This is a genomic window from Cloacibacterium rupense, from assembly GCF_014645495.1.
Classification (GTDB): Bacteria; Bacteroidota; Bacteroidia; order Flavobacteriales; family Weeksellaceae; genus Cloacibacterium; species Cloacibacterium rupense.
Map to the genome: position 1 here is coordinate 781,334 of NZ_BMLV01000001.1, position 26,736 is coordinate 808,069.

A 26,736-nucleotide genomic window follows, 5' to 3' on the forward strand; every position below is an offset into this window, starting at 1 on the left:
ACCAATTTCAAATAGATGAATATTTATTTTATCTATAATAGTTTTATAAATATCAATAATAGTATTACTATCAAATTAAACGTTAAAAAAAGCCTCTCAAAAGAGAAGCTTTGAAATTAAATGTATCAAATTGATCTTATTGAAGAGAAAATCTAATTTTAGATTTTATATCAGAAGAAGAATTTCCAATTAAAGCTTCGAACTCACCAGGCTCTGCAACCCAATCGTGTTTTTCAGGATCAAAGAAACTTAGCGCAGATTGATCTACAGTAATACTTACTTCTTTGGTCTCACCTGGTTTTAAATAAACTTTTTCAAAACCTTTTAATTCTTTAGTTGGTCTTGGCAAAGAAGATTTTAAATCACTAATGTACAACTGCACTACTTCCGCTCCTTCTCTATTTCCTGTATTTTTTACAGAAACTGTAAAGGTAATTTTGTCATTTCTTGAAATTTTGGTTTTATCAGCTTTTACTTTTCCAAATTCAAAAGTAGTATAGCTCAACCCATGACCAAAACTGAACAAAGGTTTTATATTTTTGGTATCGTGCCATCTGTAGCCAACAAAAATTCCTTCGTTGTACTTAATATTAATTACATTATTTTTATCTGTTCCTTTACCAGCAGCCATTTCTTCTTTATTACCAGGGTATTCTCCCATAGCGTGTGCTGCATTATCTTCTAATTTTACAGGGAAAGAAAAAGGTAATTTTCCCGAAGGATTGGCATCACCAGCCAAAATAGATGCTAAAGCATTACCAGCTTCTGAACCTAAATACCACGTTTGTAAAATAGAAGGAACTTCTTTTACCCAAGGCATAGAAACTGCATTACCTGTCACTAAAACTACCGCTAAATTTTTATTTGCTTTAGCTAAAGAAGAAATCAACACATCTTGATTGTATGGCAAAGAAAGGCTTTTTCTATCTGCGCCTTCACTATCTTGGAATTCACTTTTATTAAGACCACCAACAAAAACCACGAAATCTGCAGATTTAGCTACTTTTACCGCTTCGTCTATTAATTCTTTTTCTGAACGATTGTCTTTAAGGTTTTGACCTGTAATTACACCGTTATATTCACCTCCCGGATCACCTACATAACCTCTAGCAAAGACAATTTCAGCATCTTTACCAAAACGTTTTTTGATTCCATCTAAAGGCAAAGTTTCATATTTTACCTTCAGCGAAGAACTACCACCACCTACAGTCATCATTTTAACAGCATTCTCACCAATTACAGCTATTTTTTTAGTTTTATTAAGGTTTATTGGTAAAGTTCCGTTTTGATTTTGAAGCAAAACAATCCCTTCTTCTCCTATTTTTCTAGCTGCTTCTATATGCTCTGCCGAAGCTACAGAACCCAAAGGTCTGTTTTTATTTAAAGTAGTATGGAAAGCCAGTCTCAATAATCTTCTTACTTTATCATCTAGTTCAGCAGTTCCTACTTTTCCCGAAAGAATCATTTCTTTGTAAGGATTGGCTAAATAATAATTATCATACGCATTTTTGGTTCCTGCTGCTAAACCATCAGTCCAAGTTCCGAATTCTAAATCTAATCCATTAAAAATAGCTTGCTTAGTATCTGCTGTAGCTCCCCAATCTGAAATTACCACACCTTTATAGCCCCATTCTTTTTTTAGAATATCGTTAATTAAATATTGATTATGAGTAGCATATTGCCCTTTGTACAAATCATAAGCTCCCATTATAGACCAACTGTCACCTTCTTGCACCGCTGCTTTAAATGGCGGCAAATAAATTTCGTATAACGTTCTATCGTCTATAATTACATTACTTGTATGTCTGTATGTTTCCTGATTGTTGAGCGCATAATGCTTAACACAAGCTGCTACACCATTAGACTGTAAACCTTTGATATAAGGAACCACCATCTGAGAAGTCAAAAACGGATCTTCGCCCATATATTCAAAATTCCTTCCGTTCAATGGAGTTCTGTAAATGTTTACACCAGGTCCTAGCAAAATATCTTTTCTTCTGTAACGTGCCTCTTCGCCAAGAGAAACGCCATAAATTTTAGACATATTTCTGTTCCAAGTGGCAGAAAGCGCTGTAAGTGCAGGATACGCAATTATAGAATCATTAGTCCATCCTGCTTGATCCCATTCATCCCATTTTACCTCTGGGCGTACTCCGTGAGGACCATCTGTAGTCCAAAATTCTGGTATTCCCAATCTAGGAACACCTGGCGAACTGAACTTAGATTGTGCGTGAATCATGGCAATTTTCTCATCCAAAGTCATCTTAGAAAGTGCATCTTCTACACGTTGTTCTATAGGTTTTGAATCATCTAAATAAATTGGTTTTGCTTGCTGAGCATTGCTCATAGCAGAAAAAGCAAACATAGCTATGTATATTATTCTACGATACATCTTTGTTTTGATTTAAAAGATTGATACAAATATACAAATTTATTGTCTCATAATGAGATTTTATAAAATTTATTCAAAAAAAAACACACTCCTAAAAAAGTAGTGTGTTTTTTAAAATTAAAAAACTAAGTTATTTCTTAATCAACTTTGCTTTATATGAACTGTTTTTATCTTTTACAACCAACAAATAGCTACCTGATATTAAAGAAGATAAATCAATCCCTTGTTTTTCTAATACATTCTCAGAAAATAATTTGGTAAGAACTAATTTTCCATCCATATTATAAATTTCAACAGTTGCATTATCACTTAATTTATTTGCAAATTTAATTCTTACAAAATCAGTAACAGGATTAGGAAAAACTGAAAGTGCACCAAACTTATTGATATCAAATGTAGATAAAGTAGTATCCACATTTAAACAAACATCTGGCGAAGACGGAGTAGACTTAATTACATTATCATAAATTGCTACTACATTATAGCAGTAATTACCTGGAACAGTAATTGAATTATCTACGTAAATGGTATTCGTATTATCAATATTTGCTAATACATTACCATTTCTTTCAATTTCATAACCCGTAACATTATTACTATACCCTACATTTAATTGAGGCCAAGCTGGTTTTGGAGTTGCTTCTGTTGCCAAATACAGACTACCATCACTTTTCTCTTCTGCTGCTATCAATTTTTCTTTAGTTATTGATTCTGACACTAAATAATTGTTAAAAGATTCTGTAACTGTTCCTGGCTTTGAAATCTTCACATTATCTAAAGAAAGTAAATAATTGTCATAATTATTACTATAAAAAGCTAATCTAAACGGAGTTCCATCATAGTTAGTACCTAGACTTACTTTATTAAAATTTGAAGTTGAGGAGATTGTAGTTCCATCAAAAATCTTAACTCCAGCCTCAATTTGTGTTTTAGTAAGAGGATTGCTATCAGAAACTTTAACATAATATATTTTTAAATTATCAGGATATGCAACATCACCGTAGGAATTAAATGTAAGCTCATTATATCCAGAAGGTAAAGTAGAGATAACATTAGACACCAAATAATCGTCAGTCTGGATTGCTACCCCTGTAGTAGTATTCCAAGAGTAAACTCCTGCAACTATAGGCCCAGCAGATAGGACTACTCTCTTCCAAGTATTGCTATCTCCATTTGAATTTAGCACTTGCCAATCTGTAGGTGGAAAAGTAGTTGCGTCATAAGTTTCATTTATAAAACTGTCTTGATATTTATATTCAGGAACATCCCAATCTATAGAAACAGATGTCCCATTTTTAGTTGCTGAAACCGCTAATGGAGGATTTGTATTAGCTTTTACAATTATTGAATTTAATGCCTCAAATACTCTATCTCCGGCAGTTGTAGTATTGGTAAGCTTAACAGAATATGTTCCTGGCTTCTTAAATTTAACATTTAAATGCTCTGAACTAGCGGAAGTTCCTTCTAAATATTCAAACGAGCCTTCAGAATTTGGTGTAATAGTCCAATTGTAGGCAGTTGGAGCAGGAGATCCAGAACTCAAATTTGTAAATTGAACATTTTCTAAAGCATAAACATTTGTTCTATCAATAGTAAAATTAGCAGTTGCGTTTGGACTTACTACGTTTATATAAGAATATTTTTGTTTAAAAGCTGATCCATTAACATTTGTTGCGGTAAGTTTTACAGAATACTCTCCTTCTGCATTAAATCTCACTTGAGGAATTTGACTAGAAGCATTGGAAGCATTAACAAAAGTAACTGTATTAGGCGTAAATTCCCAGTTCCATGAACTTACAGCTGGATTAGATTCTGTATTGTTATCTAACCTAACATCTGTAGATGTTGTTATTCTATTAGTCCCATCTAATATTGTATAACTAAAGTCTGGTGTAGGTTTTCCTGCATCAGTATTTTGGATTTTAAAGTTATCAAGAGCTATAAGCCAACTACTTTTACCTGCATCATTATAATGTCTTAATCCTAAGTATTGCAACCCTGTTTTAGGTGCTACAAAATTAAACTCAACTTTTTTGTAGGTAGCGTTAGGTTCTGACTGTACCCAAGTAAACTTGTTCAATGAATTGGTCATAGATGGAACATCTCTGTTATCACCAACAAAAATTTCTAAATTCTCATTTCTAGTAGTATTTGACGAATTTTTAGCTATGTAGTAGGTTACTTTATAGTTTGACCCTGCATTGAGCAAAATAGGATTAGAAAATAGCCAATCATTGGCCTGTTGACCAGAATTAGAGGCTAATACAAATTGAGAACCATCATAAAGTAAAGTACTAGCTGTTGACAATTGAAAAGTAGGCGTAGTAGAAACTACATTAAGCACATTCCAATTATGTGATGAAAAGGAAGGCGCATTAAAATCTTCTAACATAACACTACCACCTACTCTAAGATCAGCAACTGTGGAAATTGCATTAGTAGATTTTGAATTATTACCTGCAATTGCGTCATCAGCTGCAATAATTTGTGCTGTAACTGTATATGGCGTAAACAATTCTGAAATTTCTGTCGTAGTAGAATTAATTTCTACGGTTTCTCCCACCAAGACACCTGTAGAATTTACAGTATTCTCTTGTAGTACAGTTCCTTTAGGATCTTTAATGATAAATTTAACATCAAAAGCACCAAAGTCACTAGTCCCAACATTTTTGATTGTAGCTTTTAATGGAGTACTTGTAGGAATGTCAATCTGCGAAACTTCAGCAGTTACTGAATCTAATAACAAATCTTTATTTACAGCAATTCCAGAAACACTGAGACCATAATCTACCCCATCTGTTGGAAGTGTTCCTTTGTGAGTGAATGTAAGAGTAAGCGTTCCTGATACAGGATTAGGTATATATACTTGCTCTACATTATCAACAATATTATCACCAGTTGTTGCAACATTTGCAGGATTTGCAGGATCTAAGACATATGGCAAATATGTTGTTCCATTTAATTCTACTCTCAAATCTAAATCATCAATTAATTTTGGTGTCCTATCATTTAAGAAAGATGGATTCTTGGGAGTAGTGTTTCCTACATTTGCTTTCGGAACACCAGGTCTATCATTCCATGCCAATGATGCTTTAAATGGAATCCCAGCTTGTGTTTGAAAAGTAACAGTAACTGTTTGACCATTAACCAATTTACCTTCTTGATAATCTGTTATTTTACCTTTATAATCAATGCTCTCTACGGCAGCTTTAGCATCAATTAATCCAAAACCATAGATATAATCAGGTCCAAGATTTCCAGCTTCTTTGGCAGTATTTACAATTAAACTTTTGACTAAAGGTGCAGAAAAATAATTTCCTGTTTTTTGTTTTGCAAATTCTTGAACTAAGGTTAAAGCCCCAGTAGTTGCAGGAGTTGCCATAGATGTACCACTCATTGTCATATATGCATCATTTCCTGTACTAGAAGTGGAATACAAATTAAAACCATCGGCTACTACTGTAGGTACAATTCTTCCATCATCAGTTGGCCCCCAAGAACTAAAACTTGTCATTTGCACACTAGATGGTCCAGTATATTCTATTACAGGCTGTACTGCACCAACCACAATAACATTTTTAGGTAAACTCCCAAATGAAACACAGTCATAACCAGTTGTTCCACCGTCTAATTCTTGTCCAGCTGGTCTTGAAGCAGGCCCCTCTCCTCTATGATTACCTGCAGAACGAACATAAGTATGCCAAGGAGCAGCTCTTAACATTTCATCTACTACCGCATCATATTCTGAATAATATCCAAATTTATAATCAATTGTAGAACTTACATTTCCATCGCCACCCCAAGAGTAAGTCCCATTTGATGAATTATATGTCCAACCTGCGTTATATCCGTAAGAATGGGTAGACAAAAGACCTTCTTGAATATTTAAAGAAGCTAGAAGTTCATTAAAAGTATCATTAAAATCATAACTAATGATATTTGCCTCAGGTGCCATTCCTTTGGCTTTTTTATCAACTCCAGTTGCTATAACAGTTCCTGCAACGTGTGTAGAATGGTCACTTAACGCAGTAGTAACTGTTCCTGTATCTGCTCCATTGGTAATTTTACCTGTAAGTTCTTGGTGTGTAGTTCTTATTCTACCTCCATCCCATTCTACAATTTTTAGATTTTTTCCAGATAATTCATAACCAGTACTACCTCCTTTTTGCAACAAATTTACACCAGAGGTGATGGCTGCTTTTTCATTTTCAGTTATATGATAAATTGGGTTTCCTAAACCATCTACATACACCAACTGCATAATTTTTCCATCTTTCCCTTCTACACGAAATGGAATGTTCTTTTTTGATGCAAAACTTTTTAGACTTTTTTCAGATAAAACAATTTTGTTCAATTTAGATTTTACTACAGATAAAGTCTTCAAATCTGTTTTAGACTTTAGCACTCTTTTTTCTTCTCCCGTTTGAGCACGCATACCTATAGAAACTAGGGTTAGAAAGCTCGCTATTGAATACAAAAAAGAAGATTTTCTAAAATAATTTTTTTTCATATAAATTTTTTTTCATTACATCTTGCTAAAATAACAATTTCGCAACAAAAAAAACACTATTCATGAATTTTATTCAAAAAAAATCCTTTTTCGAGGTAAGAATAGGATGCAAATAAAATCAAATTAAATCAATAAGATAATCGCCTTTTAAAACAAGAATTCCTTCTTCTTTTTTTTCTGGATGTTCTGTAAAACCTTTTAATTTTGAAGTTTTACCTTTTATAATTAAATCTTGAATTTGCTTCTCCGAAAGTTTTTTGCCAAAGACATGAAAAGGAACTTTAAAACCACATTCTTTGAATTCTTTACAACCAATCGCAGTTTTCCCTTTCATTAAAGGGTTTGTTTTACATTTGGGACAAGTAATTTCTTCCCAAACTATTTCAGATTTTTTGGTTTCTTTTTTCTCTTTAGATTCAGTTTTTATGGGTTTCTCTTCTTTCCAAGAAATGGCCTTTCCTCTGCTGTCAATTACTTTTTTGGTGAGTTGAGTTACCATTTCTATCAACTCGTCTTTGAAATTTTGTGCTTCGTATTCGCCTTTTTCAATTTTTCTGAGTTTTTGTTCCCATTCTCCAGTTAGTTCTGCACTTTTCAGCAATTCATCTTCAATGGTATCAATTAAATCAATACCAGTTTGTGTAGCAATAAGATTTTTACGTTTTTTTTCGATGTATTTTCTTTTAAAAAGCGTTTCAATGATATTGGCTCTTGTAGAAGGCCTTCCTATTCCGTTGTTTTTCAATAATTCTCGCAGTTCTTCATCTTCCACTTGTTTTCCAGCAGTTTCCATTGCTCTTAGAAGCGTAGCTTCGGTGTAAGGTTTTGGCGGAGAAGTTCTTCCTTGATGAATGAAAGGTTCGTGTTCTCCTTTTTCGCCTACTTTAAATTCTGGAATCAATTGTTCTTCGTCTTTCTCCTCTTTTTCTTCTTTCTCGGCATTATTTTTAGAATCTTTGGCATAAACAGCGCGCCAACCTGGTTCTAAAATTTGTTTACCCGAAGCTTTGAAATTTATGGTTCCTACTTGTCCTTCAACCAAAGTATTAGAAATTTTACATTCTGGATAAAAAACGGCGATGAAACGTTTTGCTACCAAATCATACACCAATTTTTCTTCTCTACTCAGATTAGAAGTTGGCGGAATTTCGGTAGGAATTATCGCGTGGTGATCTGTTACTTTAGCATCATCAAAAACTGCTTTAGATTTTGGAATTGGCGCTTCTAAAAGAGGAGCAATTAAGTCTGAATAAAAATTCATACTCTTTAAAATTCCCGAAATTTTTGGGTACAAATTCTCCGAAAGGTAAGTAGTATCTACTCTAGGATAAGTGGTGTGTTTTTTTTCGTAAAGACTTTGAATATAATTGAGTGTATTTTCAGCAGAAAAACCATATTTTTTATTGGCTTCCACCTGAAGTCCCGTTAAATCAAACAATCTGGGATTTTTTTCTTTTCCTTCTTTAATTTCAAAAGAAACAATTTCAAAAAGATTTTGTTTGAGATATTCTAAACCTTTTTCTGCTCTTTCTAAAGATTTTAATCTGTCTATTGCAGCACTGAAAACCACTTCTCTGTATTTGGTTTTCAGCTCCCAATAATCATCTTGCACAAAAGCATCTATTTCTTTTTGGCGTTTTACCAGCATTGCCAAAGTCGGAGTTTGCACTCTACCAATAGACAAAACTGCTTTATTTCCTCCGAATTTCTTGGTAAAAAGTCGGGTTGCATTGATGCCTAAAAGCCAATCACCTATTGCTCTCGCGTTTCCTGCTAAATAGAGATTTTTATAATCTTCGGCAGATTTTAGATTTTCAAAACCTTCTTTTATGGCGTCTTCAGTCAAAGAAGAAATCCAAAGTCTTTTTACGGGTTTATCACACTTTGCTTTTTGCAAAACCCAGCGTTGAATAAGTTCACCTTCTTGTCCAGCATCACCACAATTAATCACCTCATCACAATCTTTCACTAGACTTTCAATAACTTTGAATTGCCTTTCTACTCCGTTGTTATTGATTAGCTTAATTCCAAAATTTTTAGGAATAATCGGCAAAAGAAAAAGATTCCAAGCTTTGTATTCTGGTGCATAATCGTGCGGTTCTTTTAGGGTACAAAGATGTCCGAAAGTCCATGTTACACAATAACCATTGCCTTCCATATAGCCATTTTTAGGAGTTGTAGCTCCTAAAACTTTAGCAATATCTCTTGCAACGCTTGGTTTTTCGGCAATACAAAGTTTCATTAATAAAATTTAAATGGGGTGCAAATTTGCAATTTTTTTAAAAAAATACAATCATTATTATAAAATAAAAGTGAAATTTATCATCAAAGACTTAATAAATGATTAAAACAATTATTAAATTTGTATAATATAAACTATTATTAATTATAAACAACTATTAAACAAAACGTTATGAAGACAAAATTTTCAAAAATTACAATTCCTTTATTGTTACTTACTGGTATTTTCATCAGTTTCGCTTTTAAATTTGTGAATTGTGATGGTTACTCTGCCACCCAAAAAGGCATAAAAACTGAAACTACAGAGTATGATGCAAGCAACAATGTCACAGGAAAATCCACTTCTGAAGTCATTGATTCTAAAATGGTCGGTGGAAAAACTCTAGCTACAGTAAAAAGCACAGTCATTGATTTGAAGAAAAACAAAACTACTGAGTCTGTATTTGACGTAGAATGTGATGGAACTTCTACTACTGTAAATACCATTAAATTACTAACAGATAATCTAAAAAAGAGTAACACTCTAGGAGAATCTACAGCTTCTGGCAACAACCCTGTTACTCCAAATATTTTAAGTGTAGGACAAACTTTACCTGAAGCTAATATCAATATCAGCATTAAAGGAGAAATCAGCTTACAAAGTAATGTAAAAATGTATGACAGAAAAGTGGTTGCTATGGAAAAAGTAACCGTGCCAGCTGGAACTTTTGACTGCGCTGTAGTTACTTACACAGAAGACACCAGAATTTTATTTGACAAGATAAAAAACCATAAAGTATGGTTAGCAAAAGGAATAGGCGCTGTGAAATCAGAAGAATATGATAAAAAAGGTAAATTAGAAAAACGCACAGAACTTACAAGTATTACTCATTAATCTACAGGTCTTATGAAATAAAAAACAACCGATTTTTTCGGTTGTTTTTTTGTAAAATAAAGTGGAGGATATCGGGATCGAACCGACCACCTTTAGACTGCCAGTCTAACGCTCTAGCCAAATGAGCTAATCCCCCAAAATATCAATTATCTTTTGATTGCAAATAAGCATCAATAATTTCGAAAGCTTTTTGCTCATCTAGAATATTTACTTCTAATTTAAGAGCAGTCGCAGTAGGTGTAGACAGTAATGTATTAAGATATTTAGTATTAACAGAACAAGCAATGCCTGCATCTTCTAATTTCTTTTTCACAATCTGTATTTGTACCATTTCATCAGCTTCAAAAACAGACACTCTTGGTAATTCCGCACTCATATTTCAAAATTTAAGAAGCTAAAATTAGTAATTTTTCTTGAATCTAAAAAATTATTTTGTTGAAGTATATTTTTCTTTATACCTTTTGTATAATTCTTTTTGCTGATTATGAAGGTTTATTTTTCTACCATCTATAAAAGCTTCAGTAACTTGATTGGTCAATTGATCCAAGGCATCACCTTCTGAAATAAAAAGAGTCGCACTTTTGCCAACTTCTAAAGATCCAAATCTATCTTCAATTCCAAGAATTTTTGCCAAATTATAAGAAATACTTTGTAATGCTTTTTCTTTTTCAACCCCATAAGCAGCAGTAGTTCCGGCTAAAAAAGGCAAATTTCTAGAATCTTGATATTCGTGAGCACCAGAATAATCTAAACCATATAAAATTCCTTTATCTGAAACTAATTTCGCGAATTGATAGGGTAATCTAGGCGACATAGAATTCCCAGCTGGTAAAGAATGAACTCTGGTAATGATTAATGGGAAGTTGCTCTTTTTAATCTCATCTAAAATAGGTACTAATGCCGCATCACCTACTAATACTAAATTTCTGAGTTCTAAATCTTGTGCAAATTTTATGACTTCTAAAGCTTCATTAGCACTAGAAACTTCAACAAAAAGCTTAGTTTTATCAAAAACAGGTTTTATGGCTTCTAGCTTATAATCTTTAACGGGAGATTTTTGATAGGCTTTGGCTCTGGTAAATAAATTTTTAATTTCTTCTAATTTTTTAGTTCTCATTTCCTTTCTTTCCGCTTCTCTTTTTTCATCAAAAAAACGTGTAGAAATAGTAGGCCAAGACATATGTAAAGCATTATCTTTTTCTTCTACCGCGTCTTCCCAGTTCCAGCCGTCAAGATTCATAATAGAAGAAGTGCAAGAAATAGTTCCGCTTTTAAGAACTGGCTGAGTAAGCAAAATCCCATTGGTTCTAACCGTAGGAATTACATGGCTGTCTGTATTAAAAGAAATTAAAGAACGGACTTCGGGTGTAATATCATTAGCTTCTTGTGTATCATCAGTAGCTCTGGTTGCTTCAATCTCTACCAAACCTAGGGTATTATTCACCAAAATAAACCCTGGATAAACGTGTTTATTCTGTGCATTGATAACCTCAGCATTAGAAGGAATAGTTCCATTAATCTGAGTGATTTTTCCGTTTTCAAAAACAATACTTGCATTTTGCAAAACATTACCAGTACCTGTATGAATGGTAGCATTGGTAATAGCAATAGGATTTTTTTGTGTAGGTGCTGGTGCAGGTCTTTGCGACCATCCAAAAATTGAAATTCCTAAAAATATAATGGTTTTAAACTGTTTCATTTTCTAAAAATTAATGGGAATGAGAATGTTCTTCTGTTTCATCTAAAGTATCACAATGATATTGTTTTGGCTCTTCTTTTTTCAAAGGTTGAGTATTTCCTTTTTTGGTATCGTCTGAGAAAAGCATTTTTTGTACAATTCTATTCTTTTCGGCTTTTATTTTCTCATCTTTTAAGATTTGTTCTTTTGCATCAAATAGCAATTTACCATCTACAAAAGTCTTACTTACAGTTGCATAAATACTAAGAGGATTATCTGTCCAAAGTACCAAATCTGCATCTTTCCCCACTTCTATGCTCCCTATTCTATTATCAATTTTCAACATTTTAGCAGGATTTAGAGTTACGGTTTTCCAAGCATCTTCTTGAGAAACATTTCCGTATTTCACTAATTTTCCTGCTTCTTGGTTTAGTCTTCTTGCCATTTCAGCATCATCAGAATTAATTGCCGTATTTACGCCAGCTTGTAGAAGCAGTGCTGCATTATAAGGAATGGCTTCTCTCACCTCTTCTTTATAAGCCCACCAATCTGAGAATGTAGAAGCATTAGCGCCATGTTTTTCCATGATATCTGCTACTTTATAACCTTCTAAAATATGGGTAAAAGTATTCACTTTGAAACCAAATTTCTCTGCCATTTTCATAAACATATTGATTTCACTTTGAACATAAGAGTGACACGTAATAAAACGCTGAGCTTTCAAAATTTCTAAATGAGTTTCTAAACGAAGGTCTTTTCTGTAATTTTTATTGCTGGCTTTTTCTTTTTCGTATTCTAAAGCTCTGGTAAACCAAAAATCATAAGCTTGTTCTACCCCACCTCTAGACTGAGGGAAACGATTAGGATTATCTCCCCAATTGCTTTGTTTCACGTTTTCACCGAGTGCAAATTTTATAAATTTCGGAGCATTAGGAAATTTCATTCCATCGGCATTTTCTCCCCAAGCAAATTTCACGATAGATGATTGACCACCAATTGGATTGGCAGAACCGTGTAATTGTTGCGCAGAAGTTACACCACCAGAAAGTTGACGATAGAAATTGACATCATCAGGATTTAAAACATCTTCCATTCTTACTTCGGCAGACGAATTGCTTCCTGCTTCGTTTACACCTCTTGTTAAACCAATATGTGTATGTTCGTCTAGAATTCCGTTGGTTAAATGGAGATTGGTTCCGTCTATTTCTTCAGCATTTCCTTTGGCTAAATTAGCACCAACTTGTACAATTTTTCCTTTAGAAATTTTTACATCATAGTTTTTTACAATTCCTTTGTTAGTATTGGTCCAAACGGTCGCATTTTTAATGATATAATCTTTTTGTATAGGCAAAGTTTCGTTACCAAAAGCTGAAAAAGGATACCAAATTTTCCCTATTTCTGAAGGTTTTTTATCCTCCTCTTTTTTATCCTCTTTTGCCAATTCCTTAACGAAAGATATACTGTATGGAACTTCTTTTCCTTCTTTATTTAATGCAAAATCTTGTTTATTTTTAAAATCAGCAACAGGATAAAGAATTCTGTAATTTTGAAGGCTATCTTTTGGTAAGACTAATTCTAGAGCCATTTTATAATCAGTGAAATTCAGTTTTGCTTTACCGTCTTTTTTATCTTTAGAAACCGAAGCTTCAGGTTTATTGATTTTTCCTTTAATTTTTAAATCATAAGTTTGGTTGTTGATATTCAAAGAATATTCTCCTCTTACATCTACCTCAGGAATTTTATTTACCACAAAACTTTTTCCGTTTACCCAATTTTCATAAAGCATTGCATCCTTATTGAAAAGGTCTTCAGAAAAAATAACAAAATTGGCAATAGAACCTTTTCTAAGATTTCCCAAAGTATTTTCTACCTTAAAATTTTTAGCAGGTCTATCGGTAAGTGCTGCCAGAATTTCTTCTTTAGACAAACCATTTTTATATAACTCTCTTAATTTCGAAAAAAAAGTAGATTTGTCTTTTAATTTATTCATCGTGAAAGAAAACGGAACGCCTTCTTTAGAGAGATAAACTGCATTGTAAGGCGCCATTTCCCAATGTTTAAGCACGGCTACATCTGCCGCTTCTACATCTAGTGCATCGTTTACTTGATAGGCTTTCGGATATTCTAAAGGCAAAATTAGATTTCCGTTGGTTGCTTTTATTTCTTTTGCTCTTTGATATTCATTACCAGAACCTAAAAAAGTGAACTGAAAACCTGCTTCATCGCCTATTTTATCAGCTCTTAAAACATCCCATTTTTCGGAAGTCTCTATAATGGTTGGTAATTTTTTATATTTATTAAAAGCTTCTAAATTCAGATTTTTTTGTTCTAAATTTCCTCCTTTTTCATACCAATCTGCATCTAGATAAGTTTGTCTTAACAAAGCAATAGAACCAGTAAGAGACGTAGGATAAGACTGTTTAGAGCTTCCTTTATCAAAAGACAAAAGAAAAGCTGCGTCTTCTTTCACAATTTTATCCGAAGGTTTACCTTGACCTAAAGTTACTAAAACTGCAGAACCACGTACAATTCCGTCTTGGTTGAAAGCTAGAGCAGCGCCAAAACCTTGAGACAAATATTCTTCGTAGTTTTTAGATTGATTGGTAAAGGTATCTGCTGCTCTGGTGTAAGATTTTACAGCATCATTATAAGCTGCAAAAGAAGCCGTATTTGGTAAATAAATACTTCCGCTGTTGTACTCTTTGCTTTCAGATTTTTCCACACCAATGTTAGTATAAGAATCTATAAAAGAAGGATATACATAAGCTCCTTTACCATCAACAACTACTGCATTTTTAGGAATAGAAACCTTCCCAGATTCTAGTATTTTACCATTTTGGACCACCAAAACAGCATCGTTAATCACTGTTTTATAATCTTGATAAAGTGTAATATTTTTAATTACATATAGGCTTTGGTCTTTGGTGGTGGTATCATTTTGCCAATACCCAACTTGAGCAGAAATAATCCCAGAAAAAACCAAACCTAAAGAAATAAAGAATTTCTTCATATACTTTTCATTTATTTTTATAATTAAGGCTAAAATAACAATTTTATTCTAATAACCTTATATTTTTGAGGGTAATTCAAAAAATAAAACCGAATTTTATAAATAAAACTCGGCTTTTGTAAAAATAATCCTAATAACTATAACTGTACAATTTTCTCTATCTTTTCTAAAGCATATTCTAAATCTTCTTGTGATACGTTTAAGTGAGGACGAAAACGCAATGAACGGTCACCACAAATCAAAATAATGACATTCTCTTCATATAATTTTTCTTGAAAATCTTTTCTTATTTCGCTTGTTGGCAAGTCAAAAGCGCACATTAATCCTCTTCCTCTTGCATTGGAAATCAAATGAGGATATTTTTCTTGTAATTTTTGTAAACCTTCAAGTAAAAATGCACCTTGTTTTTGTACATTTTCGAGTAAGTTTTCTTTTTCTATAATTTCTAAAACCAATTGAAACCTCAACATATCAATAAAATTTCCACCGAAAGTAGAATTGATTCTAGAACTTTCTGCAAAAACGTGGTGTTCTACTTCATCTAATTTTTCTTTACTCGCCAAAATCCCACAAACTTGAGTTTTCTTGCCAAAAGAAATTACATCTGGTACTACGCTAAAATTCTGAAAAGCCCACATTTTACCTGTAATTCCGATGCCAGTTTGAACTTCGTCAAAAATCAACAACATTTCGTTTTCGTCACAGATTTTTCTTAATTCTACGAAAAATTCGTCACGGAAATGATTGTCACCACCTTCCGCTTGAATCACTTCAATAATAATACACGAAACTTTTTCAGGATTCATTAAAATTGCTTGTTCTATTTCTAGCAAAGCCAATTGTTCGTTTTTGATGGTTTCCTGCAAATTTTCTTCGGTTATTGGGAAATACAATTTCGGATTGATGATTCTAGGCCAATCAAAAAGTGGAAAATATTGATATTTTCTTGGATCTGAAGTATTGGTTAAACTCAAGGTATAACCGCTTCTTCCATGGAAAGCTTGTTTGAAATGAATTGCCATAGAACCTTCGGTTTTGCTTCCTTTTTGCCAATTTTTTCTGGTTTTCCAATCGAAAGCAGTTTTCAAGGCATTTTCTACCGCAAGAGCGCCACCTTCCACAAAGAAACAATACGGCAATTCTTTAGGAATCGCAATTCTACTAAAAGTTTCTACAAAATCTGCATATTCTTGCAAATAAACATCAGACATTGTAGGTTTGAAGACCGCCATTTTCCCGAGCCAAGCAGATTTTTCAACAATATACGGATGATTATAACCAACCGAAGCCGAACCAAACATAGAAAACATATCCAGAAATTTGTTGCCCGTCAATCTATCTACAATCCAAGAACCGTGAGATTTTTCGTAATCCATCACGAAATCAAAACCATCGGCTAAAATGTGTTTTCCGAGGGTTTGTTTTACTTTATTGCCAGTTACTTCGTGGCTTAATTCTATTGTTTTGTTCATAACTTTTTTTTGTTTCGGGTTTAAGGTTTAAGGTCTAAAGTTTTTTCAAAATCTGATTTTATTTCTTTTAGTTTCTCTTTGTATAAATAATAAATCAAAAACATTAGAGAGAAAGAAATTATTGGGAAAACAAATATTAGTGGAAATTATTTTATCTCAAATATTACTAAATATCCGAAAGTAAAAATAAAAATTAAGAAGATTAAAAAGAACAAGAAAGATCTAAATCTTGGTCTAATTATTATTTCTATTTGTGTATTTTTATTATTTTGTTCAAAAGTTCCAAAAATATTTGGCTTTAAACCATATCTACTTGGTAATACTTTTTGTATTCTGAATTTGTTTTCTTTAATTATTCCTTCAAATAAAAAATTTCTATCTGGATTTATATTGAAAAAAGTTTCATCTGTAGTATTATTCTTAAGTAAATCAATTATTTGATTTACTTTTTTAGCAGAATAATATTTCTTTCTATCAATAAACATTTCTACAAATCAAACTTAATTCCTTGTGCTAAAGGTAAATTTGTGGTGTAATTAATGGTGTTGGTTTGTCTTCTCATATACACTTTCCAAGCGTCGCTTCCAGATTCTCTTCCGCCGCCAGTTTCTTTTTCTCCACCAAAAGCTCCGCCAATTTCTGCACCAGAAGTTCCGATGTTTACATTGGCAATTCCGCAATCTGAACCAGCATGAGAAAGGAATTTTTCGGCTTCTCTTAAATTATTGGTCATAATTGCAGAAGATAAACCTTGCACTACTCCATTCTGAATTTCGATGGCGTTTTCTACGTCTCCAGAATACTTTAACAAGTATAAAATCGGGGCAAAAGTTTCGTGTTGTACCATTTCAAAATGATTTTCTGCTTCCACAATCGCTGGTTTTACGTAGCAACCACTTTCATAGCCTTTTCCTTTTAAAACTCCACCTTTTACAAGAAGTTTTCCGCCCTCTGTTTCTACTTTTTTCAAAGCATTTTCGTACATTTTTACAGCATCTTTATCGATTAGCGGACCAACATGATTGCTTTCATCAAGCGGATTTCCTATTTTTAATTGTCCGTAAGCTGTAACCAGGGCATCTTTCACTTTTTCGTACATACTTTCGTGAATGATGAGTCTTCTGGTAGAAGTACAACGTTGTCCCGCAGTTCCTACCGCTCCGAAAACCGCACCAATAACCGTCATTTTAATATCTGCATCAGGAGTTACAATAATAGCGTTGTTTCCGCCTAATTCTAAAAGAGATTTTCCTAATCTTGCCGCTACATTTTGAGCTACAATTTTCCCCATTCTTGTAGAACCAGTTGCCGAAATAAGAGGAACTCTGGTATCTTTTGCCATTAAATCGCCAATTTCTGCATCACCAATTACCAAACCAGAAATTCCTTGAGGTAAATGATTATCTTTAAGAACTTCAGCAATAATATTCTGACAAGCAATGCCACAAAGTGGAGCTTTTTCTGAAGGTTTCCAAATGCAAACATCGCCACAAATCCAAGCTAGAGCAGTGTTCCAACTCCAAACTGCAACCGGAAAATTGAAAGCAGAAATAATTCCTACAATTCCTAGAGGATGATATTGTTCGTACATTCTGTGTCCTGGTCTTTCTGAATGCATCGTGAAACCGTGTAACTGACGAGATAAACCGACTGCAAAATCACAGATATCAATCATTTCTTGTACTTCACCCAAACCTTCTTGCAGAGATTTTCCCATTTCGTAGGAAACCAGTTTTCCTAAATCGTCTTTATGTTTTCTTAATTTTTCACCGAATTGCCTCACTATTTCTCCACGTTTAGGAGCTGGCATTAATCTGAATTCTTTAAAAGCTATTTCGGCTTCGGAAATTACTTTTTCGTAATCTTTTTTAGATGAAGAAGTAACTTTAGCGATTAAATTTCCATCAACGGGTGAATAACTTTCAATTACTTTACCTGTTGCAAACCATTTTCCGCCAGTAGAAGTTCCTTTGTTTTCTTTTTTAATTCCTAAATTTTTGAGAACTTTTTCTATCCCGAAATCTTTATTTTTTTTTGCCATTTTTTTTGAATTTGTTCCTTAGTAAATATAAATATATTTAGTTATAAACATAAAAAAAGTTTAAATAATTCAAAAATTCAAATCCTTTTCACTGAAACACAGAAAAATATTAAGAATAATTATTTATAAAAGGTTAATTGTAAAAATAAAATATCTACAAGGAATATTAATCTCTATTAACACATCAATGAATTTTAGGATTAAAATAATACATTTGCAAAAAAATTCCCTCGAATCCTGATAAAAATGACAAAACACGAAATTGTACTAATGAGTATTACCGGCGAAGACAAACCTGGTGTAACCTCTTCTCTTACTGAAATCCTAAGTAAACACAATGCGACTATTTTAGACATTGGTCAAGCAAATATCCATCAATCATTATCCTTAGGTATTCTTTTTCGCTTAGATCCAGATATGCAAGGAAATATTTTGAAAGATTTACTTTTTAGGTCTTATGAATTGGGAGTAAACGCTAAGTTCACTCCTATCAAAAGAGAAGATTATGATGCTTGGGTTTCTAGACAAGGAAAAGAAAGTTTCGTGATTACCCTACTTGGTCAGAAAATCGAAGCCGATCAATTATCACAAGTAACCCATGTTATTGCTGAACAAGGATTAAATATAGACACCATCAAACGTTTGACGGGCAGAATCCCGCTTGATAGTGAAGATGATTCGCAAAATAGGTCTTGTATAGAACTTTCGGTGAGAGGAACTCCACAGAATTTGAATTTAATTCACGAAAAATTTGTGAATCTGAGTGGTGAATTAGACATTGACATTTCTTTCCAAAAAGATAATATTTATAGAAGAAACAGAAGACTAATCTGTTTTGATATGGATTCTACCTTGATTAAGACTGAAGTAATAGACGAATTGGCTGATAGAGCTGGTGCTGGTGAAGAAGTACGTGCCATTACAGAAGCTGCCATGCGTGGTGAATTAGATTTCAGTGAAAGTTTTAAAAAAAGAGTTTCTCTTTTGAAAGGTTTAGATGAATCTGTGATGCAAGAAATTGCAGAAAATCTACCCATAATGGATGGTGCAGACCGACTAATGCATACCTTGAAAAAATGCGGTTACAAAATTGCTATACTTTCTGGTGGTTTTACGTATTTTGGAAATTATCTTAAAAAACGTTTTGGAGCAGATTATCTTTATGCCAACGAGCTAGAAATTATTGACGGAAAACTTACAGGGAAACACTTGGGAGATATTGTTGACGGAAAAAGAAAAGCAGAACTTTTGAAATTTCTAGCACAAGTAGAAAAAATAGAACTAGACCAAGTTATTGCTGTGGGTGATGGTGCTAATGATTTACCAATGCTCAATATTGCAGGATTGGGAATTGCTTTTCATGCGAAACCAAAAGTAAAAGAAAACGCTAGACAATCTATATCTTCTATTGGATTAGACGGTGTGTTATATTTTTTAGGCTTTAGAGATAGACACATCAACGAAGAATTTTAAACAAACGTTTTATAGATATAATAAATCAAGATTATTTTATCCTAAAACATTAATTATTTATTTTTGTAAAAAATAGCTGGTTTGGAAGATACGGAAGAAAAAAAACTCCCAAAATGGAAAGCACTGCTTAAAAAATACGGATGGATAGGAATTTTATTTTTCTCAGTAAAAGGTACTATTTCACTTATTGCAATCATTTGGGGAGCTAATGCATTAAAAGGATGTATTTAATTTTATTGAAATGATTTTCAACCACTTATGATAATAATTAATATTTTGTTTTAACCTATCTTACTTTTTTAAATCTTATTGATAGAAACCAAAAACAAAATAATAATATGAAAAATTTAGTTTTAAGCATTACAATTTTAGCATCAGTATTGAGTTTTGCTCAACAAAGAGAAGATAGAAATCTAAGAGGCGAAAGAAAAAGAGTGGCTCAAGGCGTAAAATCTGGAGAAATCAACAAAAAAGAAGCCGCGGTAATTCACGAACAAGCTAAAGATGTGAAACAAGCCAAAAGAGCTGCTGCAGCAGATGGACAAATTACTGTAAAAGAAAAAGCAAAAATTGCAAGGCAAGACAGACAACTTGATAGAACCATCAGAAGAAAGAAACACAATTGATGATTACTATATTTTTACTTAACACAAGATTGGAGAAGAACTAGTTCTTCTCCTTTTTTTAGTAACATTGGTTACTTTTTATTTATTCGGGTTTTTCTATTTTGCATTAAAATAATAATATGAAAAAAAAATTATTCTTAAGTATTGTTTTGCTCTCTTTTATAGGGTGTAAAAAAACTGAAAAGAAGGTAGAAATAATACCAGAAACCAAAGTGGAAGAAAAAGTGCTAAAACAAAAATCACTAAATTTTGCCTTGGAAACTAAAGAATTGCTAGGCAAAAATCTTCAAGAAAAAATTAAAGAAGGTGGCGCAGAAAATGCTCTAAATTTTTGTAATATTAATGCCATACCACTAACAAAAAGCATATCAGACAAGTATAAAACCAACATAAAGAGAGTTTCTGACCAACCCAGAAACCAACTGAATACTGCCAGCGAAAAAGAAAAAAAACACATTAATCTTTTCAAAGAAAGAATTGCAAAAGGCGAAGAATTAAAACCAGAACTTGTAGACAATCAATTATATGTTCCTATAGTAACCAATGCTATGTGTTTACAATGTCACGGAAACATAGAGGATAACAATCCTCTACTTGCTGCAAAAATAAAAAAACTATACCCCGAAGATAAAGCCACTGGATACAGTGAAAACCAAGTAAGAGGAATTTTTGTGGTAGACTTACCAAAATAAATAAAAAAAACATCTCAAAAGAGATGTTTTTTTATCTAAATATCAGCCAAAATTTCTTCTATATAAATAAATTTGGCTTTTTCTATTTTAATAGATTCTTTTTCTAAATCTTCTCGCAATCCTTTACCCATTCCTAGATAGAGCAAAAGGTCTGCTTTAGAAATAATTTCAATCAATTCATCATGATGATGAACTTCTCCACTATGTCTTCCGCAACAACCTTCACCATGATTATGAGAATGCAGATTAGGTTCGTAATTTTTAGAAACCAATTTACCATTTTCTATTACATAAAAAGCAAATTCTTTACATTTTCCAGTATGAGCTGCTACGGTTTTTCTGTCGTTGGTTGGGATTGCGATTTTCATTTTTTAATTTAATTTATTTTGTTTTTCTAATTTTTTAAAAAGCCAAAAAACGATTTTGTATGTAACATAAATCATTACTGGCAAACTGATGAATTGTATAATTTCTTTGGTGTACATTTTTATATTGTTAGGTTGTAAAATCGTAAAATTGTTTAATAAACGTGTGCCTCTGTTTCATTTAAATCTTTTTCGGAAATGTTTTTGGCGTCTAATTTTCTCCAAACTAAAGCAATGTAAGCCAAAACAAAAGGCACTAACAATGAAACATAACTCATTGTTCTCAATGTAAATTCACTAGAAGAAGAGTTGTAAATCGTGAGAGAATTTTGCAAGTTATAAGTTGATGGATAATACGCTGTATTGTTAAAACCTGCATTGAGAAGTAACATCCAAACAGTAAGAACCGTCCCAATTCCTGAAAACCAAATTCCGTTTTTACTTTTTTGGAATACATTGATGAAAATTCCCATTAAAACCATCACTACTCCAACTAAAAACACGACTAAAACAAAAGGCATTTCTAGAAAATTATTCAAATATTTATGAGCTTCCATAGAAACTTTTTGATTGGTAGGATTCACAGCAAAACCATCGATAAATAATAACCTTATCAACCAAAAAAGAAAGAAAACCAAGAACAAAACGCTATTTATTTTCAAACTTTTTATTGAATTTCTTTGAATATTATGATTATCAATGATTTTTTGAAAATATAAATTCGCTAAAATTCTTGCTAGGAAAAAAACGGCTAATCCTAAACTTATATTTTGAAGAAAAGCAAGTTTTTCTACCGTCCAAATTGCTTCTAAACCATTAAATGGAGTTTCCCAAGAAGAAATTATCGGCATTTTTTGTAAATTTTGATTGATAATATTTCCTTTTTCTACAGAAAATTCGGCACCTGTAAAAAACGTAGAAACTGCTACTCCTAATAAAATACTACCTAAAACTCCATTCAAAAAAAGAAAAGTATCGAAGGTTTTAGTACCTAAAAAATTATTGGCTTTGCTTCTAAATTCATAAGAAACCGCTTGAATAATGAAGGCAAAAAGAATTGCCATCCAAACCCAATAAGCGCCACCAAAACTGGTAGAGTAAAACAATGGAAAAGACGCAAAAAATGCACCACCGAAAGTAACCAATGTAGTGAAAGTAATCTCCCATTTTCTACCTGTTGCATTCAGAAGCATTGTCTTTTCTTTTTCGGTTTTGGCGATTGAAAAGATGAGTGTTTGACCACCTTGAACAAATAACATAAAAACCAACAAAGCACCAAGAAGCGAAACAATCATCCACCAATAATGCTGTAAGCCGTTATAATCTAAAAATGAAAACATTTTGTAAAATTTAAAAGTTAAAAATTCTATTTCCTAAAATTAATGAGCTGAACGATTTTTGATTGCTGAAAGCATAATCTTGATTTCCGCAATTAAAAGTGTTGTGAAAATCACAAGGAAGAGAAAAAACGTAATTTGTACACTATAAGCATCTATCTGTGAAACTGCTGCAATATTGGGCAAAAGATTCTGTATCGTCCAAGGTTGTCTTCCTACTTCTGCAACAATCCAACCTGCTTGTGAAGCGACATAACCGAAAGGTATGCTCCAAAGTGTAAGCCTCAAAAGAGTTTTGCTATTATCTATTTTTCCTTGTAAAATTTTAATGAAAAGTAAAACAAACAACACCAAAAACCAAGTTCCTAAAATCACCATAATGTGAAAAGAATAGAAACTCATTTTCACATTCGGGATGAGCATATGAGGATCTTTCCCGAAATAATAACCGTAACCGAAATCATTTTCGTGAGTTCTGAAAGTTGCCAGTTCTTTTTCAGCATTGGTTGCATCTCCAGATTTTTTGAATTTAATATAATTTCCGAGTGCATCAATAGCGATTTTACCACTGTTAATTCTTTCTTGATAAGAAACTATTCCTTCTTTTTTATTACCATGAACCAAATCATTGATTCCTGGAACAAAAGCATCACCTTGAAGAAAAGCCAAATATGACAAAGCCATTGGAATTTTAACCTCAAAAATGAATTTTTCTCTATGATGTTCATCTTTTTCAGGATCTCCGAAAATTCCCATTGCAATGAGTGGAGCACTTCTATCGCCTTGATACAAACCTTCCATTGCTGCCAATTTCATCGGTTGAGTTTTGGCAACTTGCCTTGCAGATTCGTCACCACTCCACATGGTTACGATGGTGGCTAACAAACCAAAAACGGTAGCAACTAAAATGCTTCTTTTACCAAGAACCACATCTTTTTTCTTTAAAATAAACCAAGCGCTAACTCCAGCAACAAACAAAGAAGCTACGATATAAGAGGAAATTACGGTGTGTAAAAATTTATTTACAGCCACTGGATTCATGAGAACTGCCCAAAAATCTACCATTTCATTTCGCATGGTATCTGGATTAAACTCCATTCCTACAGGATGCTGCATCCAACCGTTTGCAACCAAAATCCACAATGCAGAAAGATTAGAACCAAGAGCAACCAACCAACTCGAAAGTAGGTGAAATTTCTTGCTTACTTTATCCCAACCGAAAAACATAACGGCAATAAAAGTACTTTCCATAAAGAAAGCCATGATTCCTTCAATAGCTAAAGGAGCGCCGAAAATATCACCTACAAACCAAGAATAATTGCTCCAATTGGTTCCGAATTCAAATTCCATGATAATTCCTGTGGCGACACCAATCGCGAAATTAATTCCAAAAAGTTTCATCCAAAATTTGGTAATTTCTTTCCACTTTTCATCGCCTGTTTTCACGTAAATGGTTTCCATAATAGCGATGATAAAAGTGATACCTAAAGTAAGCGGAACAAAAAGCCAATGGTACATTGCAGTAAGTGCAAATTGCGCTCTGCTCCAATTGACGAGTTCCCAATCTATATGACCCATAAAATTGTAATTTTCCTATTTTTTGATTTCAGTTAATGTGTTTTGTAGATATTCTATTCTTTGTTGATTATTATCAAAATTGGTTTTTAAGAAATCTTTAAAGAAGAACATTTTGAGAATACCAAACATGATAAACAGTTTAATAATAGCAATTGCCCAAAGTAGTTTACTCTCTCTAGACATAATACTAAAGCCATGTTTGTAGATTTTTATCAATTCAGAAAATGGAAATAGTAGAATTTGATGAAATTTATTTTCTAACATTTTCGTTATTTTTCGATTTGTATTTTCAATTGCAAAGTTATTTACCAAACTGAAAAAAAATTGGTATGCAATATTTCATTAATGGTAATATTTATGTAACTGATGAAAATTCATTACAAAATCGTACATTTGAAATAAATAATTTTGAACACATGAAAACAAAATTTTTCATTTTTCTTTTATCAATATTTATTGTGTCTCTGCATCAATCGCAAGAGAAAATGCCCAAAGTTATCTCTGGTAAAGTAGAAAGAATAGAAAATTTTTCATCAAAATATGTAACCGCAAGAAATATAGATGTTTGGTTACCAGAAAATTACTCAACTAAGACAAAATATGCCGTTTTGTATATGCACGATGGTCAGATGCTCTACGACCCAGAAATGAGCTGGAACAAACAAGCATGGAATGTAGATGATGTAGCTTCTGAGCTTATAAAATCCGAAAAAACAAAACCTTTCATTATTGTAGGAATCTGGAACGGAGGATTAACCAGACACCCTGATTATTTTCCGCAAAAACCTTTTGAAAATTTAGCTCAAAAAGACAAGGACACCATAGTTGGTCAACTGCAAAAAGCTGGTAGAACCAAAGAAATTTTTCAACCAAAATCTGACAATTATCTAAAATTTATAGTAGAAGAATTAAAACCTTTTATCGACAAAAAATATTCTGTGTACAAAGACAGAAATAATACATTTATAGCAGGTAGCAGTATGGGCGGATTAATTTCTATGTATGCTATTTGTGAATACCCGAAAGTTTTCGGTGGGGCTGCTTGCCTTTCTACGCATTGGCCCGGAACATTTACTTTAGATAACAATCCTATTCCCAATGCATTTTTAAATTACTTAAAAAATAATCTTCCAAACCCAAAAAATCATAAAATCTATTTTGATACAGGCGACCAAACTTTGGATGCTTTGTACCCTGAAATCCAAAAAAAGGCAGATGCCATAATGAAAGAAAAAGGTTATGATTCAAAAAACTGGACAACTGGTTACTTCCCAGGAGAAAGTCACACTGAAACCTCTTGGAATAAAAGACTAAATATTCCACTAGAGTTTTTGCTGAATAAAAATTAAAATAAAATTACTTTTTCTAGCTCAAGAAGTTTTTGTTTTCGCCAAATTCCGCCACCATAACCTGTAAGATTGCCATCACTGCCAATTACTCTATGACAAGGAACTAGGATTGATATTTTGTTCATTCCGTTAGCGTTAGCTACAGCACGAACTTTGTTTCTATCTCCTAAAACTTCAGCTTGTTTGGCATAACTCCAAGTTTGTCCGTAAGGAATTTTCATTAAAATTTCCCAAACTTTTTTTTGGAAATCACTTCCTACGAAATCCAACGGAACGGTAAACTCAGTTCTGTTTCCTTCAAAATATTCTGAAAGTTCTTTTTCTAAAATATCAAAAAAAGGATTATCACCTTGTATTATATTGGCATTTAATGATTTAGAAAGGTGCTTCAGTTCTGTTTCTAGCATTTTACGGTCTGTAAATTCTAGCATACAAATCCCGTTTTCAGTTGCAGCAGCATACATTGTTCCTAGGGGAGTCTCGATGCGTTTCAAATCAATAACTATCTGGTTTTTAGAATTTTTTGGAGAAACACCGAAAACGTTTTTAAAGCTTTCGTTAAACCCACTTAAACTTTCGTAGCCACTTTCAAAAGCAGTTTCGGTAACACTCTCCCCTTTTTGAATTTTCTTAAAAGCCGAATTTATTCTAAACATTCTTTGGTAGGCTTGAAACGTAATTCCATGATTTTTAAGAAACCATCGCCTCATAGTTGCAGGTTCTATTCCACGTTTTACCAAATCATAATCTTTGAACTTCAACGATGGGTTGTCTGACAATTCATTTATAATTTCTTGAATATATTTTGGGGTTTCATTGAGTTTTTCTAATGGTTTACATACTTTACAAGGGCGATAACCTTTCAAAATAGCATCTTTGGTATTGTCAAAAAATTCTACATTTTCTGGTTTAGGTTTTCTGGCAGTGCAAGTTGGTCTGCAAAAAATACCTGTAGTTTTTACGCCCATCCAAAAAATGCCTTCAAAACTGGCGTCTTTATTATATGAGGCATTGTACATTATATCTGCTGAAAGATTCATCGATTCAAAATTTATTTTCCAAAGGTAAATGAAACCTAATTTTTTGACAACCGAAAAA

At 32.8% G+C, this 26,736-nt stretch carries 20 protein-coding genes and 1 tRNA gene; 6 read left to right on the plus strand and 15 right to left on the minus strand.

From position 1 onward, the window contains the following. Positions 1–136: 136 nt before the first annotated feature. The 3 genes from IEW40_RS03410 to IEW40_RS03420 all read right to left on the minus strand — a co-directional run bounded on the left by IEW40_RS03410 (position 137) and on the right by IEW40_RS03420 (position 9,144). Complete coding sequence (locus IEW40_RS03410; protein WP_188616676.1) at positions 137–2,392, minus strand: glycoside hydrolase family 3 C-terminal domain-containing protein; 2,256 nt, start codon at positions 2,390–2,392, stop codon at positions 137–139. Between the two features lie 130 nt (positions 2,393–2,522). Beyond that, on the minus strand, positions 2,523–6,902 hold the full coding sequence (locus IEW40_RS03415; RefSeq protein WP_188616677.1) for a S8 family serine peptidase: 4,380 nt from the start codon (positions 6,900–6,902) through the stop codon (positions 2,523–2,525). A 118-nt stretch (positions 6,903–7,020) separates the two neighbouring features. Beyond that, positions 7,021–9,144: a type IA DNA topoisomerase gene (locus tag IEW40_RS03420; RefSeq protein WP_188616678.1), complete on the minus strand. Its 2,124-nt coding sequence runs from the start codon at positions 9,142–9,144 to the stop codon at positions 7,021–7,023. A gap of 171 nt (positions 9,145–9,315) precedes the next feature. Here IEW40_RS03420 and IEW40_RS03425 point away from each other — a divergent pair, with 171 nt between their 5' ends. Then, complete coding sequence (locus tag IEW40_RS03425; protein ID WP_188616679.1) at positions 9,316–10,017, plus strand: TapB family protein; 702 nt, start codon at positions 9,316–9,318, stop codon at positions 10,015–10,017. A 62-nt stretch (positions 10,018–10,079) separates the two neighbouring features. Here the strand turns inward: IEW40_RS03425 and IEW40_RS03430 are convergent. The 7 genes from IEW40_RS03430 to amaB all read right to left on the minus strand — a co-directional run bounded on the left by IEW40_RS03430 (position 10,080) and on the right by amaB (position 18,218). Continuing rightward, positions 10,080–10,153: transfer RNA gene (locus IEW40_RS03430), tRNA-Ala, on the minus strand. Positions 10,154–10,159: 6 nt separating this feature from the next. Further along, positions 10,160–10,393: a DUF2007 domain-containing protein gene (locus tag IEW40_RS03435; protein WP_188616680.1), complete on the minus strand. Its 234-nt coding sequence runs from the start codon at positions 10,391–10,393 to the stop codon at positions 10,160–10,162. Between the two features lie 51 nt (positions 10,394–10,444). Further along, the gene (locus IEW40_RS03440) at positions 10,445–11,716 is read right to left on the minus strand and encodes an amidohydrolase family protein (RefSeq protein ID WP_188616681.1); all 1,272 of its coding nucleotides are present in this window, start codon (positions 11,714–11,716) and stop codon (positions 10,445–10,447) included. 10 nt (positions 11,717–11,726) lie between these two features. After that, positions 11,727–14,705 (minus strand): amidohydrolase family protein, encoded by a 2,979-nt coding sequence (locus IEW40_RS03445; protein WP_188616682.1) that lies wholly within the window; start codon positions 14,703–14,705, stop codon positions 11,727–11,729. 137 nt (positions 14,706–14,842) lie between these two features. Beyond that, the gene (gene lat, locus IEW40_RS03450) at positions 14,843–16,177 is read right to left on the minus strand and encodes an L-lysine 6-transaminase (RefSeq protein WP_188616683.1); all 1,335 of its coding nucleotides are present in this window, start codon (positions 16,175–16,177) and stop codon (positions 14,843–14,845) included. 146 nt (positions 16,178–16,323) lie between these two features. Next, positions 16,324–16,662 carry a hypothetical protein gene (locus IEW40_RS03455; RefSeq protein WP_188616684.1) on the minus strand — a complete coding sequence of 113 codons (339 nt, stop codon included), beginning with the start codon at positions 16,660–16,662 and terminating at the stop codon, positions 16,324–16,326. A gap of 2 nt (positions 16,663–16,664) precedes the next feature. After that, positions 16,665–18,218 carry an L-piperidine-6-carboxylate dehydrogenase gene (gene amaB, locus IEW40_RS03460; RefSeq protein ID WP_188616685.1) on the minus strand — a complete coding sequence of 518 codons (1,554 nt, stop codon included), beginning with the start codon at positions 18,216–18,218 and terminating at the stop codon, positions 16,665–16,667. Positions 18,219–18,464: 246 nt separating this feature from the next. Between amaB and serB the strand changes: the two genes are divergently transcribed. The 4 genes from serB (at position 18,465) to IEW40_RS03480 (ending at position 21,009) form a co-directional block, all read left to right on the plus strand. Next, complete coding sequence (gene serB / locus IEW40_RS03465) at positions 18,465–19,691, plus strand: phosphoserine phosphatase SerB (RefSeq protein ID WP_188616686.1); 1,227 nt, start codon at positions 18,465–18,467, stop codon at positions 19,689–19,691. A gap of 81 nt (positions 19,692–19,772) precedes the next feature. Further along, the gene (locus IEW40_RS03470; protein WP_188616800.1) at positions 19,773–19,922 is read left to right on the plus strand and encodes a hypothetical protein; all 150 of its coding nucleotides are present in this window, start codon (positions 19,773–19,775) and stop codon (positions 19,920–19,922) included. 107 nt (positions 19,923–20,029) lie between these two features. After that, the gene (locus IEW40_RS03475; protein ID WP_188616687.1) at positions 20,030–20,317 is read left to right on the plus strand and encodes a hypothetical protein; all 288 of its coding nucleotides are present in this window, start codon (positions 20,030–20,032) and stop codon (positions 20,315–20,317) included. A gap of 119 nt (positions 20,318–20,436) precedes the next feature. Then, positions 20,437–21,009, plus strand: a complete 573-nt coding sequence (locus IEW40_RS03480; protein ID WP_188616688.1) for a Tll0287-like domain-containing protein — start codon at positions 20,437–20,439, stop codon at positions 21,007–21,009. Positions 21,010–21,044: 35 nt separating this feature from the next. On the opposite strand, the gene IEW40_RS03485 is transcribed toward IEW40_RS03480, so the two are convergent. From IEW40_RS03485 to IEW40_RS03500, 4 genes are all read right to left on the minus strand, one after another. Further along, entirely contained in the window at positions 21,045–21,377 is a 333-nt protein-coding gene (locus IEW40_RS03485; protein ID WP_188616689.1) for a NifB/NifX family molybdenum-iron cluster-binding protein, read from the minus strand. Positions 21,378–21,529: 152 nt separating this feature from the next. Continuing rightward, on the minus strand, positions 21,530–22,714 hold the full coding sequence (locus tag IEW40_RS03490) for a cytochrome d ubiquinol oxidase subunit II (RefSeq protein WP_188616690.1): 1,185 nt from the start codon (positions 22,712–22,714) through the stop codon (positions 21,530–21,532). Positions 22,715–22,753: 39 nt separating this feature from the next. Beyond that, positions 22,754–24,289, minus strand: coding sequence for a cytochrome ubiquinol oxidase subunit I (locus IEW40_RS03495; protein WP_188616691.1), 1,536 nt, complete (start codon positions 24,287–24,289; stop codon positions 22,754–22,756). Positions 24,290–24,304: 15 nt separating this feature from the next. After that, entirely contained in the window at positions 24,305–24,553 is a 249-nt protein-coding gene (locus IEW40_RS03500) for a DUF4492 domain-containing protein (protein ID WP_188616692.1), read from the minus strand. Between the two features lie 65 nt (positions 24,554–24,618). Between IEW40_RS03500 and IEW40_RS03505 the strand changes: the two genes are divergently transcribed. Beyond that, positions 24,619–25,638 (plus strand): alpha/beta hydrolase, encoded by a 1,020-nt coding sequence (locus IEW40_RS03505; protein WP_229663359.1) that lies wholly within the window; start codon positions 24,619–24,621, stop codon positions 25,636–25,638. On the opposite strand, the gene IEW40_RS14225 is transcribed toward IEW40_RS03505, so the two are convergent. Beyond that, complete coding sequence (locus tag IEW40_RS14225) at positions 25,635–26,678, minus strand: bifunctional transcriptional activator/DNA repair enzyme AdaA (protein ID WP_188616693.1); 1,044 nt, start codon at positions 26,676–26,678, stop codon at positions 25,635–25,637. The genes IEW40_RS03505 and IEW40_RS14225 overlap by 4 nt on opposite strands. Positions 26,679–26,736 lie beyond the last annotated feature (58 nt).